16 protein-coding genes and 2 pseudogenes are annotated in these 17,704 nt (G+C 58.4%); 11 read left to right on the top strand and 7 right to left on the bottom strand.

Annotated features, from left to right (window positions below; genetic code table 11):
* Positions 1-403 precede the first annotated feature (403 nt).
* The 5 genes from QMZ16_RS15640 to QMZ16_RS15660 are packed head-to-tail and all read left to right on the top strand — an operon-like array spanning position 404 to position 6,377.
* Positions 404-2,011, top strand: coding sequence for a hypothetical protein (locus tag QMZ16_RS15640; protein ID WP_282603934.1), 1,608 nt, complete (start codon positions 404-406; stop codon positions 2,009-2,011).
* Positions 2,012-2,046: 35 nt separating this feature from the next.
* The gene (locus tag QMZ16_RS15645; RefSeq protein ID WP_282603935.1) at positions 2,047-3,600 is read left to right on the top strand and encodes a hypothetical protein; all 1,554 of its coding nucleotides are present in this window, start codon (positions 2,047-2,049) and stop codon (positions 3,598-3,600) included.
* Between the two features lie 26 nt (positions 3,601-3,626).
* Entirely contained in the window at positions 3,627-4,562 is a 936-nt protein-coding gene (locus tag QMZ16_RS15650) for a pyridoxal-phosphate dependent enzyme (RefSeq protein ID WP_282603936.1), read from the top strand.
* A gap of 20 nt (positions 4,563-4,582) precedes the next feature.
* Positions 4,583-5,500, top strand: coding sequence for a hypothetical protein (locus tag QMZ16_RS15655; protein ID WP_282603937.1), 918 nt, complete (start codon positions 4,583-4,585; stop codon positions 5,498-5,500).
* On the top strand, positions 5,457-6,377 hold the full coding sequence (locus QMZ16_RS15660) for a phosphoadenosine phosphosulfate reductase (RefSeq protein ID WP_282603938.1): 921 nt from the start codon (positions 5,457-5,459) through the stop codon (positions 6,375-6,377). Before QMZ16_RS15655 ends, QMZ16_RS15660 begins: the two co-directional genes overlap by 44 nt.
* Before the next feature lie 172 nt (positions 6,378-6,549).
* Here QMZ16_RS15660 and QMZ16_RS15665 read toward each other — a convergent pair.
* Positions 6,550-6,867: pseudogene (locus tag QMZ16_RS15665) on the bottom strand (IS3 family transposase); the annotation flags it as partial.
* 86 nt (positions 6,868-6,953) lie between these two features.
* Here QMZ16_RS15665 and QMZ16_RS15670 point away from each other — a divergent pair.
* The 4 genes from QMZ16_RS15670 (at position 6,954) to QMZ16_RS15685 (ending at position 10,269) form a co-directional block, all read left to right on the top strand.
* A complete protein-coding gene (locus QMZ16_RS15670; protein WP_282603939.1) occupies positions 6,954-7,307 on the top strand; it encodes a transposase in 354 nt (117 codons plus the stop codon).
* Positions 7,304-7,675, top strand: coding sequence for an IS66 family insertion sequence element accessory protein TnpB (tnpB, locus tag QMZ16_RS15675; protein ID WP_282603940.1), 372 nt, complete (start codon positions 7,304-7,306; stop codon positions 7,673-7,675). Before QMZ16_RS15670 ends, tnpB begins: the two co-directional genes overlap by 4 nt.
* Before the next feature lie 38 nt (positions 7,676-7,713).
* Complete coding sequence (locus tag QMZ16_RS15680; RefSeq protein WP_282603941.1) at positions 7,714-9,216, top strand: IS66 family transposase; 1,503 nt, start codon at positions 7,714-7,716, stop codon at positions 9,214-9,216.
* Positions 9,217-9,282: 66 nt separating this feature from the next.
* Entirely contained in the window at positions 9,283-10,269 is a 987-nt protein-coding gene (locus QMZ16_RS15685) for a glycosyltransferase family 2 protein (RefSeq protein ID WP_282603942.1), read from the top strand.
* A 54-nt stretch (positions 10,270-10,323) separates the two neighbouring features.
* Here QMZ16_RS15685 and QMZ16_RS15690 read toward each other — a convergent pair.
* Positions 10,324-10,809: pseudogene (locus QMZ16_RS15690) on the bottom strand (DDE-type integrase/transposase/recombinase); the annotation flags it as partial.
* Positions 10,810-10,913: 104 nt separating this feature from the next.
* Here QMZ16_RS15690 and QMZ16_RS15695 point away from each other — a divergent pair.
* Positions 10,914-12,019, top strand: a protein-coding gene (locus QMZ16_RS15695) for an IS3 family transposase (protein ID WP_282603943.1) whose coding sequence is annotated in 2 segments (ribosomal slippage) — positions 10,914-11,163 and positions 11,163-12,019 — 1,107 coding nt in all. Because the reading frame shifts where the segments join, the coding sequence is not laid out codon by codon here.
* Between the two features lie 633 nt (positions 12,020-12,652).
* Here the strand turns inward: QMZ16_RS15695 and aroE are convergent.
* Both aroE and QMZ16_RS15705 read right to left on the bottom strand, forming a co-directional pair.
* Entirely contained in the window at positions 12,653-13,495 is an 843-nt protein-coding gene (aroE, locus tag QMZ16_RS15700) for a shikimate dehydrogenase (protein ID WP_282603944.1), read from the bottom strand.
* A 13-nt stretch (positions 13,496-13,508) separates the two neighbouring features.
* A complete protein-coding gene (locus QMZ16_RS15705; RefSeq protein ID WP_282603945.1) occupies positions 13,509-15,020 on the bottom strand; it encodes a GMC family oxidoreductase in 1,512 nt (503 codons plus the stop codon).
* A gap of 113 nt (positions 15,021-15,133) precedes the next feature.
* Here QMZ16_RS15705 and QMZ16_RS15710 point away from each other — a divergent pair, with 113 nt between their 5' ends.
* On the top strand, positions 15,134-16,057 hold the full coding sequence (locus QMZ16_RS15710) for an AraC family transcriptional regulator (RefSeq protein ID WP_282603946.1): 924 nt from the start codon (positions 15,134-15,136) through the stop codon (positions 16,055-16,057).
* A 309-nt stretch (positions 16,058-16,366) separates the two neighbouring features.
* Here the strand turns inward: QMZ16_RS15710 and QMZ16_RS15715 are convergent, their stop codons facing one another.
* The 3 genes from QMZ16_RS15715 to QMZ16_RS15725 all read right to left on the bottom strand — a co-directional run bounded on the left by QMZ16_RS15715 (position 16,367) and on the right by QMZ16_RS15725 (position 17,600).
* On the bottom strand, positions 16,367-16,651 hold the full coding sequence (locus QMZ16_RS15715; RefSeq protein WP_348984673.1) for an AAA family ATPase: 285 nt from the start codon (positions 16,649-16,651) through the stop codon (positions 16,367-16,369).
* Positions 16,533-16,895, bottom strand: a complete 363-nt coding sequence (locus QMZ16_RS15720) for an AAA family ATPase (protein WP_282603947.1) — start codon at positions 16,893-16,895, stop codon at positions 16,533-16,535. Before QMZ16_RS15720 ends, QMZ16_RS15715 begins: the two co-directional genes overlap by 119 nt.
* A 405-nt stretch (positions 16,896-17,300) precedes the next feature.
* Positions 17,301-17,600: a hypothetical protein gene (locus QMZ16_RS15725; protein ID WP_282603948.1), complete on the bottom strand. Its 300-nt coding sequence runs from the start codon at positions 17,598-17,600 to the stop codon at positions 17,301-17,303.
* Positions 17,601-17,704: the final 104 nt, after the last annotated feature.

Here is a 17,704-nt window from a genome sequence, read left to right on the forward strand (position 1 = left end):
GCTATGATCGCTGTCCGCAAACCTTCTTCTCAGCAATAGCACTCGCTGCGACCGTAATCTTCTGGCTTTGAGAGAGAACGAGTCCTGACCCTAAAACAGCGAGAAAGGGCCCCACGATAGGCCATTCAAGCGTACAGAGTTATCTGAAGACGACGGGCGACATGAGCCTTGAAACCCTCGCGCGCGTAAACGATACTTTAACTCTGGAAGTTTCCGCTTCGTCCACCTGCTCAGAGCTAGCCTTTCCGAAGATCAAGGACCTTGCACCGAACGGTGGGACACGATTTTGCTCCAAGGCTCACGCGTAAGATGGGGGGGCGCGCAGCAAACACGGTTATGAAATTTCCCAAACGCAATGCCATGTGCCACCGCGCACGCAAAACAGCAAGAGCAGGAATACGCAATGTTGAAGACCATCGGCATGCTCTGGTTGCAGGGGCCTCTTAGCTATCTCGAGCAGTTATGCGTCAAGTCTTTTCTTGACGCGGGGCACCGGGTGGTTTTGTATCACTACGGGCCGCTGCAGAATGTTCCGGAGGGGGTGGAATTGGCCGATGCCAATGAAGTTTTGCCCCAAAGCGGTTTTCTTAGGCATGAGCGCACGGGCAGCCCGGCTCTGCACTCGGACCTGTTCCGCTACAAGATGCTGGCGAAGGAAGATAACGTTATTTGGGCGGACACTGACGCCTATTGCATGAAACCTTTCCAAACGCGAAACGGGCATTTCTACGGCTGGGAAGGGAACAAGCACATCAATGGCGGTGTCCTCGGGCTGCCCAAAGACAGCGACACGCTGCGCGCGCTACTCGACTTTACCAACGATGAATTCAGCATACCAACATGGTATGGGGATGAGTATACTCAGGAGCTGCAAGCCGCAAAAAACGCCGGAATGCCAGTTCATGCGGGAGACCAACCTTGGGGAGTGTGGGGCCCGCATGCGGTTACGCATTTTCTGCACGCGACGGGCGAGGTGAAATATGCCTTGCCACAAGAGGCGCTGTATCCCTTCAAGTTCAAGGATCGCCGTTTAATGTTGCGGCGCAATTTCGATACTACGCCCTACATCACTGAAAACACGTATTCGGTTCATCTTTTCGGGCGTCGTATGCGCGCGCGACTAGTAGAGAAAGAGGGCGGCGTACCGCATCGGTCCAGCCTACTGGGCAAACTGCTTACCAAACACGGTATCGATCCCTGCAAGGCCCCGATCCCAAACAAGGGTCGGCCAGAACCGGCCAAAGAGACGCCGACGGGAAGCGAAGCCGTGGCATCGACCGCTACACCGCGGCCGACGATGTTTGCTCCCCTCCACCCCAGCGTTCGGTACGGACGTGGCGAGGTCAACCTGACTGATCTTGCCGACAAGTATGGCTCCGACAAAGGCTCAGCTAAGCACCGGTATTCCGAACTGTATCAAATGCTGTTCCTGCCGTATCGCAACCGCACGATCTCCTTCCTTGAAATGGGCCTTCAGATTGGCGGGCCAGAGCACGGAAATAACGCAGCTCGTCCTACAACCGATGCACCATCGGTCAGGATGTGGCTCGAATTTTTCCCAAAGGCCAAGATCCATGGGCTCGACGTGTCTGACTTCAGCTGGTTCAAGGACCCGCGTTTTGTATTCCATTGCTGTGACATGGATCGCCGCGAAAACATTCGGGCGGCCACCAGCGATATAAAAGCACTTGACATCGTTATCGATGATGCAAGCCATGCTTCCCACCATCAGCAGAATGGGTTGTTAGAACTGTTTGGCAAGGTTAAGTCCGGTGGTCTTTATATTATCGAAGACCTGCGCTGGCAGCCCAAAGACTTTGAGACACTAGGATATCCAAAGACAGCCACACTCTTCCAGAGCTATCTGGAAGCCAGCGTGTTTAGACACCCTGAGCCTGCGATAGAAAAAGAACTTAATGATATGCGGGTTGATATCTCTGGCTGCTTCTTGTTTCAGGCCCAGTTCCAGAAAAACCGCCGCGACCAGGTTCTTGTGATCCACAAACGCTAATGCCCGGGAAGTTCCGGGTGTGGAGTGATATAATGATGCCACATGCTGTCGCGCTAACCGAAAATCTTAAGTTAAGGTTTTCGCGGACCTTTACGCAGCAATTTCTGATGTGCGAAGATGCAGATTTTTCCGTGTCGGGCTTTGACCCATACCGATTTGACGGCAGGTCGCTTCTCGTAGGTCGGTCCTTGCCCATCGCGCAGGCGATCTCAGAAGAGACGCAGATTATCGTACTAGGCATCGCCGTCGATGAGAAGGGGGCGCTTGCAACCGAGGATAGGCTAGACGCCGTGTTGGCCAACGGGCCTGACCTGCAAGGACTGGAGACCTATATCGCCGGCCTAGGGGGGAGGTATGTCGTGTTTCTCAAACACAAACAGGCGCGGCGTATCTATCTGGACCCGACCGGATCGATGGGGGTCATGGTCAATCGGGAAACCGGGGCCATCGGCTCCTCTCTCTTTCTTGTGCTTGACCGCCCGCCTTCGCCGTCGCCCGACTACCCGCGAGAACTTGTGTCAAGCCGCTACTCGTTTGGGTACACCGCTGACCGCGATGTCGTAGCACTGATGGCTAACCATTATTTCGACATTGCCTCTGGAGAACAGGTTCGTTTCTGGCCGACCGAGGAGACCCCATTTTCCTATTCCAACTTGGAAGAACTGGACGCGGGGATGGATACGGTAATCGCACGCCATGTGCAAATTATAAGCGCCATCGCAAAGGCGCGCCCACCCTTCATTCTGCCCCTGAGCGGCGGACAGGACAGCCGCATTATCATGGCGATTGCGGCGCATGCAGAACTGACGCCAGACTACGCATTTAGCCATGTGACAAACTATAACACCCGGATCGATGCGGAAATCGCCGCAGAGATGTGTGCCGTGACAGGGTGGGAACATTCCATCATCGATACGATGGATCCGGGTCAGACAATTCAGATGCCACCGCGTCGCGTTTACAGGTATCTGCGCGAAGCAGCATTGGCGCGGGGACGCCTCGACAACGCTTACCCTCAGAAGCTTAAGAAGCACGAGTTAATTCGGCGTGAAATGCTCGCCACAAATGCCCTGCCATCAGGTGGCGTTGTCATGCGGGGCCATGTGACGGATATTTCGAAGGCAGTTTTGTGGCGCAACAAGGGGATCAGCGCTTACATTGAGCACGGTTCAGAAGGCGTTCCAAATGACGTTGTTGCAGAGCTTTTATTCCACGACCAGCCGGCTTTGGGGGCAATGCCTTGGGTAAAAGGCCGGCTCGCAGCATGGCGAGAGACGTTGCCGACGGCAGCCGGGGCGCGTGTTCTTGATCTCATGGGCTTGGAGCTTTACCGTAATTATTCTCTGGGCTTTTCGTTCTACGGGTTCTGGCGTAACTTTTATATGGCGCCTGGCTGCGATCGCCAGATCATTCAGCACCTTGCCTCGGCCCCGCCGCTGATGCGCTTTCGACTGCAATACAATGACCGTCTGATAGAACGCACGGCGCCAGCCTTGCGCGACATCAGATATACCCGGACGTCGGATAATGCGCTTCGTAATAAAAATTCACCGCTGAGTGAAAGTCTTGAAGAATACAGTCTTCGTTAAGAAGATTTGAAGGGAGTTTTTAAGAAATGGGCCCTGATACGCCGATCCGCACACCGTTGATCCGCGCTCCCCTTTTAGATGGTCGGTTGCTTTGGCTTAAGGACGAAGGGGCGCAGCCAAGCGGGTCCTTCAAATTGCGGGGGCCCTCGCACTTTTTGAGCGTGAATAGAATCTCTTCCGGTGTGGTTACCACCGCATCAACCGGGAACCACGCGATCGGCCTGTCTTTGGCGGCACGGGCCAACGGGTTGCATGCCGTGATCATGGTCCCCCGCTCAACGCCTGCCCGAAAGCTGGCTTCCATATCCGCAGCGGGTGGTGAGATCCGTTTGATCGATGGCGACTATCAGGACGCATTGGCAGAGGCGGAGCGTTTTGCGGCAGATGGTACCGCGTACCTTGTTCCTAGCTATGACCATGCTGATATAATCGTCGGCAACCGCAATGTGTTTCTCGAGATCCTCGAGGATCTCGAGCCAGACAACATTTCTATGTTCGTACCCATCGGGGGCGGTGGATTGTTTTCCGGTGCCGTTCAAGCCTGCGAAGGACGCGGTATTCCGATTATTGGCGTAGAGCTGAGCCCTTATGAGCGCGTGACTCGAATTGCTTGGAACAAGCAGGGCGATCTGCCGCACATGGACAAAGCGCCGGAACCCTCGACAGAAGGGGTCGCGATCAGGACGCTTGGCGTCATTCCAACGCGCATCATGCGTGAGGCCAGCACCGCACGGTTCACTAGCGTTGAAGTAGCCGAACTGCGTGCGGCGTGCCGGTGGCTCTGGCACGCGCACGGCGTTCGGGCAGAGCTGGGCGGATGTACCGCACTTGCCGCGGCCCTGCGCGAGACCCCGCCGGGCGGCATATCGGCCTGCGTTATCTCTGGCAGCAACATCGACGCTGACCTGCATGCTGATATCGTTGCGCAAGATGCCGACGATCACGCATCTGAGGTGCAATGAAACTGAGCAGGCGCAACCACATGTCCGATCCCATAGCCGACGAAGCCCCACTTTGGTACCGACACATCTACCCCGGTGGCCAGTTCACGGGCTTTTATCACGCGATGAAAGATCACGCACTTGTCTATGTGGAGCGTTCGCCCTCCACCCTAATCGTTACGTTTGACAACCTCTCGCAGGCGGGTGGGGCTTACTTGAACCGGGATCCATGGGCCGCGAAGTTCATAGCCGATGAAGGACATAGTCACTTAGGTGTCATAGCTAACGGGCCAACCTGGTTCCGCGATCCGCAGTTGATTACGTATCTCGAAAGGCTGCGGGACGAAGGGTTCTTTGAGCGTTTTCCTGTCGTCGCCATGGCAGGCACGTCGATGGGGGGCTTTGCAGCCCTCACGTTTTCCCACCTTGCGCCTGGTGCTCGCGTCGTTGCCTTCAGCCCGCAGTCAACCCTGAACCAGGATCTGGTTCCGTGGGAACGCCGCTTTGTAAAATCGCGACTTCAGGACTGGACGTTGCCTTATTCGGATGCGGCCGCGGACCTGCAAAATCTGGGCAAGGCGTATGTGATTTACGATCCGTTCGACATAAACGATGCACGGCATGCGGCGCGCATTCCTCCGGACAATGTCACGCTGCTGCGCGCACCCGGATGCGGGCATAAAACCGCGATGGTTCTGCGTAGAACAGAGACGTTGAAGACGGTCATGCGGACTGCGATTGACGGGACGTTGACCGCGGAAAGTTTTGCCCGGCTGGTACGCGGACGCCGAAACACACGCATCTATTGTCTGGAAATGATAGGTCACTTCCAAGCACGCAAGCATGACGACAGAGCGAGTCAGTTCAAGTGGGCGTTTAACCGCCGCCGCAAGCGCATAAAAAAAGAGCAGAAGAATGTCGAAGTTGACACTAACAACACAAACGTCATCGCCGGGTGAAGCGGCGCTGATCGAAAAGGGCGCGCGTGAAGGATTTTATCGAGAGCTAGGCCCGAAACACAGTGTCTTGTTCTCGCAGCGCGGTGGCACACTATTGGTTACGTTCGAGAATCTCGATCACGTTGTAAGCCGGACGGAAGACCAATTGCCTTGGGGCTATTCGCTGGCTGAAAAGAATAACTGGTCTATTTTGGGCCTGATGGCACGTGAATGGAGTTGGTATCGTGATGAATGCGTGCTGAACTTTTTTGATGAGCTGCGCGCGTCTGGGTTCTTCAAGGATTTTGAACGCGTCATTTTCTACGGCGCGTCCATGGGCGCCTACGCGGCCTGTGCGTTTTCGTCGGCTTCTCCAGGTGCGGATGTGATCGCAATTAGCCCTCAAGCGACACTGGATCGCGGTATCGCAAGTTGGGAAACCCGCTATCGCAAGGCATGGCGGCGGAATTTCTCTAATCGTTACGGGTTTGCGCCGGACGAGGTCCGGACCGCCAATCAGGTGATCTTGGTCTTTGATCCCGCGTCGCAACTTGACGCTATGCACGCAGCTTTGTTTCGAGGGGATAACATAACCCATATCAGTTGCCGGTTCATGGGACACCGTATCATGTCCCTGTGGGGCACAATGGGCGTCCTGAAAGAGGCAGCTAGCTGCCTGCTCAAGCCCGAGCCTGACATCGTAGAATTTCGGCAGCTAATGCGTAAACGCTATGCTTCGCCACGTTACCAAAAAGAACTTTTGGCCCAAGTCATTACACGCCGACGTGACGATCTGATCGTTCGGCTATGCATGGCGGTGCTGAGCAGGCGCGGTGCGCCACATTTCCGACATGCTCTACGGGATGCGAGATCGCGGTTGGCCGTCAAGCGAAAATGAGTGCGGAGGGGTAGGCCTGATATCCAAACGTCTCCATCTGCGGGGCGTCTAAGACGGTAGTTGTTGATGACGCAGGAAAGCTTCGCTTTCACAACGAGCCTAGGTGTTTTATCCCACGGTTTGATGGTGTGATCCTTTCGAAGAAATGGAAGGATGAATAGCCCCGAGTTTCTTAGACGCCTTCACGTCTGATCTTCTGCTGCCGCTCGAGCTCGGCGGGCGACAACATCCCATTCCTCGCATGTTTGCGTTTCGGTTTGTAGAACATCTCGATGTAATCGAACACGTCCTGCCTTGCGTCTTCGCGTGTCCGGCAGGTTCTGCGCCTGATCCGCTCGCGCTTGAGCAGGTTGAAGAAGCTCTCGGCAACGGCGTTGTCATGGCAGTTGCCACGGCGGCTCATCGAATGCTCAAGATTGTGGGCGCGCAGGAACGCAGCCCAATGCACGCTGGTGAACTGACTGCCCTGATCTGAATGGATCAGCACCTTGTTCGTAACCGTCCGGCCTGCCCGCACTGACGGCCCTCGTTAGTGAGGGATAATGTCCATTAGCGAACAAGTGGACATTATCGAGGTTGGGCACGGCAAAGCGGCGCAGACGTCGGAATTGGTCTGAAGACGAGAAGCGTATGGTTTGCGCGCAGACGCGGGTGCCCGGTGTATCGGTTGCCCAGGTTGCACGGCGCTATGATGTGAATGCCAATCAGGTCTTCAACTGGCTGAAAGAACCCCGGTTTGCGGCCGAGGCTGAAGAAGAACCCGTCACCCGGTTCCTGCCGGTCGAAGTTTTAGATGCTGAGCCTGCTTCAGCCCCGCCAGATGCCGGGGCGCAGATCGAGGTGGAGCTTGCCAACGGCCACCGCCTGAAGGTTCAGGGCGGATTTGATCCCGATGCGATTGCCGCACTGATCCGGAAGCTTTCGGCGTGATCCCGGTTCCGGCAAGCACGAAGATCTGGCTGGCCGCCGGAGTCACGGACATGCACAAAGGGTTCGGCGGGCTGTCGGCACTGGCTGAGAAGGTGCTGGCGGAAGATCCGTTCTGCGGGCACTTATTCGTATTCCGGGGACGGCGGGGGGACCTGCTGAAGGTCATTTGGTGGGATGGCCAGGGGGCGTGCCTGTTTTCCAAGCGGCTTGAGCGGGGCTGGTTTGTCTGGCCTTCTGCGAAAGACGGTAAGATCAGCCTGACACCGGCTCAGCTGTCGATGCTGCTGGAAGGGATCGATTGGCGATTGCCGCAGAAGACCTGGAAGCCACTGACGGCTGGTAATTTTCCCGCGATAGCAGAGCCGTAGGATTCCCATCCCGCCATAGCCAGGGTATATATCGGCCCATGCTGGATGCGCCCAAAACACTGCCTTCTGATCCCGGCGAGCTCCGCGGCACAGCGGAAGGTTTGCTCGATCTGGTGAAGGCGCAGGCGCTGAAGATTGCCAAACTGGAACACCAGCTTACTGGCCATAACCGGCACCGGTTCGGATCAAAGTCGGAAAGCCTGGATCAGCTTCAACTCCGGCTGGAGGAGGAAGAGACAGCGGCGGCGCAGGTTGCCATCGAAGATGCTCCTGATGGTGATGCAAAGAGCCAGAAGGCCAAGCCTAGACGCAAGCCTCTGCCGCCGGAGCTGCCCCGGTTCGACCAAGTGCTGACACCGGGCGAGACCTGCAAATGCGGCGGCATGCTGCGAACTCTCTCGGAAGATGTCACCGAGGAGCTGGAATACGTCCCGGGCCGCTTTATCGTGAACCGGATTGTCCGTCCGCGCATGGCCTGCCGGGATTGCGACCTGATCATTCAATCAGCACTTCCATCGCGTCCCATCGAGCGCGGACGTCCCGGTCCGGGTCTCCTGGCCCATGTCCTGGTCAGCAAATATGCGGACCACTGCCCTCTGTACCGGCAATCGCAAATCTACGGACGGGAATGGATTAATCTGGACCGGTCCCCCCTGGCGGATTGGGTTGGCCGCTCTGCTGCGCTGCTGGAACCCTTGGCTGATGCCATCGGCCGTCATGTCAAAGCGGGACAGGCGATATTTGCCGACGATACTCCCATCAGCATGCAGGCAAAGGGCAAGTGCGCCACGGCCCGCTTCTGGACCTATGTGAGGGACGAACGCCCATGGAACGGAGCTGACCCGCCTGCCGCCTGGTACCGGTTCTCCTCCAACCGCAAAGGCGAGCATCCCTCAGCGCATCTGGCCAGCTACAACGGTTGGATGCACGCGGATGGCTATACCGGCTTCAACGAACTTTACCGGTCCGGTGCAATCCGCGAGGTTGCCTGCATGGCGCATATCCGCCGCAAGTTCGCCGATGTGTTTCAATCGCAGAGGCTGGCCGTTGCCGAAGAAGCGATCCGCCGGATTGCTGAGCTTTATGCCGTGGAAAAGGACGCCCGCGGATTGCCGCCGCAGGAGCGCGTCCAACTGCGCCAATCCCGGTCAAAGCCGCTGCTCGATGATCTGGAAGCCTGGCTGGCCGCGCAGCTGGCACGGATTCCGGGCAAATCCGAACTGGCCAAGGCCATCCGCTATGCTCTGACGCGGATGAAGAAGCTGTGCCCCTATCTGGATCACGGCATCCTGGAACTTGACAACAACTCCGCGGAGCGGGCGATGAAGCCAATTGCGATAGGCCGCAAAAATTACCTGTTCGTCGGCTCCGAGGGCGGCGGAAAAGCGGCTTCCATCGCCTATACCCTGATCGAAACTGCCAAGATGAACGGCGTAGATCCACAAGCATGGCTCACTTGGGTTCTCGCCCGAATTGCGGATCACAAGATCACTCGCCTCGACGAGCTGATGCCGTGGCGTTACGCTGTGCGGGCAGAGTAACAGCGCCCATTCAATCACGGTAGAGCAGATCTACCGGAAGAACATAATCTAATAGCAGGCAATCAGATGAAAAACGTCAACCGTTTCACGCTAGTGACAACCGCTAAGAATGAAGGCCCATATTTTCTTGAATGGATAGCTTATCACCGTTTGATAGGTTTCGATGATTTCATCATTTTCCAGAACGACTCGGATGACTGCACTCATGAGATACTTAGTTGCCTGAGTGACTTGGGTCTCGTGAACTACAAGTATAATCGCGCCGACAAAGGCAAGCACCAGATCCAAGCTTACAGGCGGGCGGTGCGGCAGCCCGAATACCTGCGGAGCGATTGGGTCATGGCGCTTGATATGGACGAGTTCCTGTGCTTGCAGCCCCCGCTGGAAACACTTGACGACTGGTTCGAGAAGCTTCCGGAAGCAGACCAAGTATATGTCAATTGGGCAATGTTCGGAAATTCCGGCCTGACTGACATAACACCCGATCTGGTATCAGAACGGTTCCAGCTCGCCACGCCACGAGAAGAAAGTATCAAGAATTTCCGGCCATTCAAAACCCTGTTTCGCCGCTCCTGTTTCCAGCGGCCAGGTATTCACATGCCGGTTCCGCTCGATGCATCAAGCGATACAGTAAGGACCATCAATGCCTCGGGCTTGACTGAACAGCAATTTGAACAGCGGAACTTCCAAAGTACAGACCCAGGTCAGCTCGCCTTTGCCCAAGTCAACCATTATGTCGTCCGAGATGCCGCGAGTTTCGTCATCAAGTCATGGAAAGGCAGCGCACATCAGGCCAACCGTAGCGTCGATCAGACATTCTGGCAGAAACGGAACCGAAATCAATCCAGAGATGAAACCCTCTCGCGTTGGTCTTCCCGTGTCAAAGATGAGATGCAAGTGCTGGATGACCTTTCGGATGGCCGCCTAATGCAGCTGCGCAAGGCTTCAATTGATTGGCACCGCCGCAAATTTCACGAGATCATCAAAGACGACTACTATCGCGACCTTTTCAGTTTCTGTTGTCTGAACAATGGCAGGCGAGCAATCATTTGAGCCGTGCTACGAAAAATTTGCGTCCAGCAGTTCCCCGCTTTGGAAGCTTGCAGCCTAAGACTGTTGGCCGCATCTCATTCTTCGGAGCAAGCCGTCATTAGTGCGGGCTGACCGGACGGTTACCCTTGTTCTTCGGCTTGGCCGCCAGACGGCCATGAGCAGGGCCTGCAGGACGACATCTGTCGTCTGTCTGCTTTGCATCGACCAGCCGACCACGCGCCGGGAATACAGGTCGATGACCACCGCAAGGTAAGCGAACCCCTCTTGCGTCCGGATGTAGGTGATGACGGTTACCCAAACCTTGTCCGGAACCTCGACATCAAACTGCCGGTCGAGGGTGTTGTCGACCACGACCGACGGCTTGCCGCCATAGCTGCCGGGGCGGCGCTTGTAGCCGATCTGTGCCTTGATCCCCGCCTGTTGCGCCAGTCGGGAAACGCGGTTCGGACAAATGCTTTCGCCCTGTTCGACCAGATCGTCATGCAGCTTGCGGTAGCCGTAGACCTTGCCACTCTCGGCCCAAGCCTTCTGCAGCAGTTTGAGCTACTCACTGAAATTCGGACACTGACATAAGCTACGTGACCTGCTCCCCTGAAACGTCCGCGGTTTGAGGTTAGCCTGTTCTCGAAACGAGGAGTCAGAAGATGCGGAAAAGCCGTTTCAGCGAAGAGCAGATCATTGGCATCCTGAAGGAGCACCAGGCCGGGATAGGTGCCAAAGAGCTCTGCCGGAAGCACGGCGTCAGCGATGGCACATTTTACAGGTGGCGCTCGAAGTATGGGGGCATGGAAGTGTCGGAGGCCAAACGGCTGAAGGCGCTTGAGGCCGAGAATGCGAAGCTGAAGAAGATGCTGGCGGAGCAGATGCTCGATGTCGCCACGCTCAGGGAGATGCTGGGAAAAAACTTCTGAAGCCCGGTGCGAGGCGGAAAGCCGTGGACTGGGCCATGACAGCGAAGAGCTACAACCAGCGACGGGCCTGTGCCCTGGCCGGGATCGACCCGCGTGTGTATCGACGTGGATCAACCAGACCTGCGGACGCCGAGCTGCGGGAGAGGCTCAAGGCGCTGTCCAGCGAACGGCGTCGCTTCGGCTATCGAAGGTTGCACCTGCTTCTTGGCCGCGAAGGCTGGAAGGTGAACTGGAAGAAGCTTTACCGGATCTACCGGAAAGAGGGCTTAACAGTCCGTAAACGGGGCGGTCGCGAGCGCGCGATCGGAACGAGGGCGCCGATGGCGATCCCACAAGGGCCGAACCAGCGATGGTCCTTAAACTTCGTCTCGGACAGCCTCTCAGACGGGCGCCGGTTCCGCGTGCTGTGCGTCATCGACGACTTCAGCCGGGAATGCCTGGCGACGGTCGTGGACACTTCACTGTCGGGGCAACGTGTCGGCCGTGAGCTCGACAGCATCGCACGGGTGCGCGGCTATCCATGTATGGTGGTCAGTGACAACGGCACGGAGCTGACCTCGAATGCCATTCTGAAATGGCAGGAGGATCGCAAGGTCGAGTGGCATTACATCGCGCCAGGAAAGCCCATGCAGAACGGCTTCGTCGAGAGCTTCAATGGACGGCTGCGTGACGAATGCCTCAATGAGCACCTGTTCGCCAATCTGCGCCACGCCCACGACCTGATTGAGGCGTGGCGCGACGACTACAACCACCGCCCCCACACGAGCCTCGACGGGCTCACCCCGTGGGAGTATCACCAACGGTCAGTAGAGGACCAAACCCTGGACAGAGCGAACTAAAGAACGCGGACTCTAAAGGGAGCAGGTCACGGTCGACGAGGCCGACTTAGCTCAATGCAGCAAGCATGTCCAAGGTCCGAATTTCTTGGTGGTCGAAGATCACATGGCATCCGCAGCGAACTTCCGGCCTCCACCCTTCCTGCAGGTGAACCAGGGTTCCGCGGCGCGATCCTGGCGGAGTGTCCGCTTCCGTGGTCTGGCAGGGCTCGGCTCGCACACGCAGCGAAAGCCTGCTTCCCGCCCATCCAGCAAAAAGTCTCGCGATCGCGGCACAGATCGGACCGCCGCGGCGAATGACGGGAATGTCCCGCACCGCTGACCTTGGGGCCCTGGACTATGCTGCGCGGTGCCATGAAGGTCCGGTATGGGGAAGCCGCGCTGCGGCAATGGTGATCCTGGCCAATGACCGGTGTGGGCCGCGAGCGCCATGCTACACCGCCAGAGTGATTTGGCTGCACGCCGCTCGACCGCTTCGAGCCCATTTCCACTAATGAAACACTCTGGCAAAATCCTGTCATACAGCGAAATCGGGACGGATCTCGTGACGCCTCATATTCTTTGGTCTGGTCGATTTCCGGCAGCCAGCAACCAGATCAGAATGACCGACGCTGTCCAAGACAGTCGCTTCTCCATCTACAATTCGAGATCCAGCAGGGCCTGCCGCATGACGTGCGGATCGACATCCACACCGGTCCAGTATTTCACTCCAATCACGCCCTGCTGCACCAGCATCCCGAGCCCGTCGACGGTCTTACAGCCGCGATCCTTGGCGGCCTGAATCAGGCGTGTCAGGGGCGGGTTGTGAATGCCGTCGGCAACGACCATCTCGGGCGTCAGGCTGTCGGTGTCGATGTCGGGCATTGCGTCGACGTCGGGATACAGACCGACGGATGTGGCATGAATCACGATATCCGAGCCGGACGGCACGACGAATGTGCCCTCCCACGACTTGTAGCTTGCCTGCGTATCCGTGCGGTCGTTCAGCAGATCGACGACCACTCGCCCCCGCTCCGCGCTGCGGTTGACGACGGTGATCCGCGTGGCGCCGGCCAGCGCCATCTCGACCGCAACCGCCCGCGCCGCACCGCCCGCACCGAACAGGACGACGGATTTGCCCGCCGGATCCACGACCGTTTTCAGCGCCGCGACAAAGCCGCGCCCGTCGGTGTTTTCACCGATCAGCCGGTCACCGTCGCGCACGATGGTGTTGACGGCTCCTATGATCTCGGCCGATTTTCCCAACCCATCGAGGTGGTCGATCACGGCGACCTTGTGCGGGATGGAACAGTTGAAGCCGCGCCAGCCCATCGCCCGAGCGCCGCGCACCGCGTCCGCCAGATCGTCGGGCGAGACCTCGACGTTGATGTAGCGCCAATCGAGACCGTGATGGCGGTAGGCGGCCTCGATCATCGCGACGGTCGGGTTCTCGGCTGCGGGTTGTGCGAAGGAACCCGTCAGGGGCAACAGGAAGTTCATGGGGCGTGTCCTTTCAGATGGCGCGGGCATTGCGTAGATGCGCCCCGACCCGAAGCGCTTGGGCTGCGATGGTCAGGGCGGGGTTCAGCGCGGCGGATGAGGGAAAGAACCCCGCGTCCACCACGTAAAGGTTCGGATGATCATGCGCGCGGCACATGGCGTTTAGGGCTGATGTCGCCGGATCATCGCCCATCCGCACCGTGCCGCATTGGTGCGAGGGGGCCTGAATGCCGAAGCTGTGACGCAGAACGACCGGGAACCCGGCCCGGCGCAGCACATGCCTGACATGGCGCACGAACCGGTCATGGGCGGCCCGCCCGCCGGGGCGGTAATCGACCTGCACCCGGTCACCGTCCAGAAGGCGCACGCGGCTCTCGCGGTCGGGCAGATCCTCGCCCATCGCCAGCACGTCGACGGAATGGCGGCCCAACCAGTCGGCCACGGCACGCGGCGTTCTGGGATACGTTGCACGGATCATCGCACCCTGGATATTGCCGAGCATCTGGATGTTGCCGCGCGTATCGGGATCATCTGGCAAACCGTGGTAGAAGTCATTCAGCGACAGGGTTTTGGGGAACTTCGTGGTGTTTGTAGTGAACGGCTTCACCCCCATCAGCCCGGTCAGGTGATGGTTCATCAGGTATCGGCCCACGACGTCGGACCGGTTGGCAATTCCGTCCGGTGCCGCCTCACAGGCGGACCGCAGCAGGATCAGAGCGGAATTGATCGCCCCCGCGCAGAGGGCGAAGACCTGCGCTTCCACGCGCAGGATCTCTCCGGACCGGAGCACCTCCGCGGCGACGATACGCTTGCCCTCGCCATCGGTGATCAGTCGCGTAACCTTTGCGTTGCGGTCCAGCCGCACGTCCGAATGCGCCAAAAGTGGGCGGAGCACGCGCTTATCCGCGTCACCCTTGGCGTCGAACCGGCAGGCAAAGGCATCGCAGGTGCCGCAGCGCCGGCAGGTGCCATCGGGGCCATAATCGATTGCAGATGGCATCGCAAATGGGTGCAGGCCCTGGGCGCGCAACCGATCCGACAGCGCGGCAATCACCGGCTCGTGCGGGATCGCGGCGTGGGGGAAGGCATCGCGGGGCGGCTCGGTCGGATCGACACCTGCCGCGCCGCGCACGCCATACAGGCGTTCGGCTGCGGCGTAGTATGGCGCAAGATCGGCGTAGCTGACCGGCCAGGCGGGGGATGTGGCGCCATCGATCTGCGTGTGCGTGAAATCACTTTCGCGGAACCGAAACATCGCGGTGCCGTAGAACTTCGTATGCCCGCCGACATAGTAGTATTGACCGGGCCGATAGGGTGCCCGCTTCGCGTCCACCCATTCATCCGCCGTCTTGTATCGGGACTGGACGAAAACCGCCTCTGCATCGCTGTTCTGCGGCTCATTCGGCAGATCGTCGCCGCGTTCGAGGATCAGGATTTTCGCGCCGCTGCCTGCGAGTTGATGCGCCACGGCAGATCCACCCACCCCCGACCCGATAATCGCGACATCCGTCCTAATGGTTTGCATCACATCCTCCCCGGTTTCCGCTTCACAGATGCCAAGCCTTCACCGCGCGCACCATTCCCTATTGCCGCATATCCTTGTATGATTGCCGCATCTCAGCGCTACAGTTGAATGTAATGCCCATATCGCCACCCTACTTCGAGACCGTTGCCATCCCGCCGGACCGGTCCCTGCATGTCTTCGACCGCCGCCTGCCAGAGTTTCCGTTCAACTGGCATTACCATCCGGAATTCGAACTTACCCTCACGGTGAACAGCCGCGGATTGTGCTTTGTGGGAGATCATGTCGGGCCCTACAACGATGGCGATCTTGTCCTGATCGCCCCCAATCTGCCGCACGCGTTTCAATCCCAAAACCTGATCGAGATTGCCGGCGACCATCGCGCCATTGTGTGCTGGTTCACCAGTGACTGGATCACCAGCCTGATCGGTCTGGTGCCAGAGCTTTCGCCCGTCACGCCGCTGCTTGCGCAGGCCCGGCGTGGATTGCGGTTCGGCGCACAAACGTCGGCGCAACTGCGAGACCGGATCCTGCAACTGGGTCAGATTGACAGCGTGGATCAGGTGATTGCCTTCCAATCCATCCTTGCGACCTTGTCAGGATCTACTGACCGAGTGCCGCTGGCCAGCGGAGAGGTTACCGTCAGCGAGATGCCGCGCGACCGGGCGCGGATGCAGAAGGTGCTGGACCATTTGCATGCCCATTACGATGAACCGGTGCGGCTGGCCCCGCTGTGTGATCTTGTGCATCTGACCGAAAGTCAGCTGCAACGGATCTTCAAGCGCAGCGCCCGCATGTCCATCAGCGCCTATGTGCTGCAACTGCGGCTTGGCCGGGCGTGCCAAATGCTGATGCAGACCGACAGCCCCGTGGGCCTGATCGCAACCGAGTGCGGTTTCTCCGATGCCGCCGACTTCGCGCGACGCTTTCGCAATGCCCGCAACATGACGCCAACGGCGTTCCGGACCGCAATCAGGGGGCAGGAGCTGAAATCTGTGCCAAAGCGAGGTCGGTCCGTCCGCCAAAGCCCGCAGACATAGGAGGCTCGCGCGACCTTTCCGAAAATCGTGCAATATTGGCAGGAATGTCCAATGTGATCCCGATTAGGTTTTTCTCTTTTGTGCGCGATTGCGTGACCTCGTTGTCCCGCGTTGTGCGAGTTCGATGTTTCGGAACCCATGCAGGCGCAGCGAAAGTCCGGTCTGATGATGCCGCGCTGCGGCGTTAGTCGGCGAAGCAAAGGTCGGCAACGGGCCGATAAGGGCCGTGAATGTCAGGCAGCGGGAGGCCGGAGGGACCATGCGGTTTGTCCGCTTCAGCAGTTTCGCCACGGCCTCTCGCGATCACGGTCAGTTGACCCGCTGCGCACAGACAAAGTCGGCGCGTGTTGCAATGTTGGCGCGCGGCAACTCCGTGAGTTGGTATCCGAGCGCGGTGTAGGTCTCCCGCATGACGGCACAGGTCGCTTCGGCTTCGGCGCGAGTCTGCTTGCGTTCGCTGTCTTGCGTGAAGATCTCATCCCAATATGGCGCCAGGAAGACGCGGGCGTTGTAGGGCGCTACCTTGGCTGCTGTGGTCACATGGGGCGGCACGGGGAGGTCGCAGAGGGTTAGGTAGCCCAGGATGTCGGGAATGCCTCGGTCGAAGATTACGGGGCCTGAGCGTCCTCGTAGGCGTGGAGATCGCGCTCAAGCATCCGTTCGGCATAGGCCATGCGGTCCGCCTGGGGAGGGCGTCTCCGCCGCTCTGCATCTCCTCGCGAATGACCGCGCGGCCGGATTCGGGGATTGTGTGGAGGCCGCGGCGGGCGAGCTCGGTGATCAGGCTAATCTTGCCCGCACCGGGGCCGCCCGTCACGACGAAGAAATGGTCGCTCATGGGCCATCCTTGGCTTTGACAGGGGAAAGCGCTGCGAAGTGATCAACACGCCGCGGGCGCGGATCAAAGCAGCAAGAATTTCCGTAGGGAAAACAGCACCCGCCTGCACGACAGAGGCAAATCCTCTGACGAGAAAGGCAGATCTATCTGATGCTTTTCAGAGAATGGGAAGGGGCACATAGTTTTGCCTCTCAGCGTCAGAATTTCCTTTTGAATTCAGCGCCCCGAAATCTCGATGCTGAACTGAAGCTGCCTTTTTCGTCAAATAAGGTTGCCTCTGGGACGACATAAAAAAGCCGACGCAGTGGTCGGCTTTCTCAAGGGTTATCGTGTCAGAAGGTCTTGGGGATGGACTGCACAGGTTTCGGCCCCATCAAGCAGCAAATTCCACCATAATTCCTGACCTCATCTATCCTTCACATCGCGGCGGCGGAAGATGATCCGGTTTTCGCCGTTGAAGATGAGTGGTTCAACGCCGTTCTTGTAAAGCTCGCGGCAGAGGTTGGCGGGATCGCGTCGCAACTCGCGGGCAAGATCGGTAGCAGAGATGTAGTGTTCGCCGAACATTGTGACGGAGGCCTCATCGACCACCCGCCAGCGTTCTGAGGACTTTTGGCTCTTTGGAGCAGCGGTCAAGTAGCCCGCGTTCATCAGGTTGCGGATTGTTGCGGTGTCGACACCGAGCTTACCGGCAGCCTCGGACATGCTGATCGCACCAGCTGAGTTCTGGCCTAGGGTCAGGACCCATTAATCGGGTTGCGACCACCTTGCCGGCGTGATTCACGCTCCCGAACTGATGGGGGCATGAT

The organism is Paracoccus sp. PARArs4 (genome assembly GCF_947311865.1).
In the GTDB taxonomy this organism is placed as follows: domain Bacteria; phylum Pseudomonadota; class Alphaproteobacteria; order Rhodobacterales; family Rhodobacteraceae; genus Paracoccus; species Paracoccus zeaxanthinifaciens.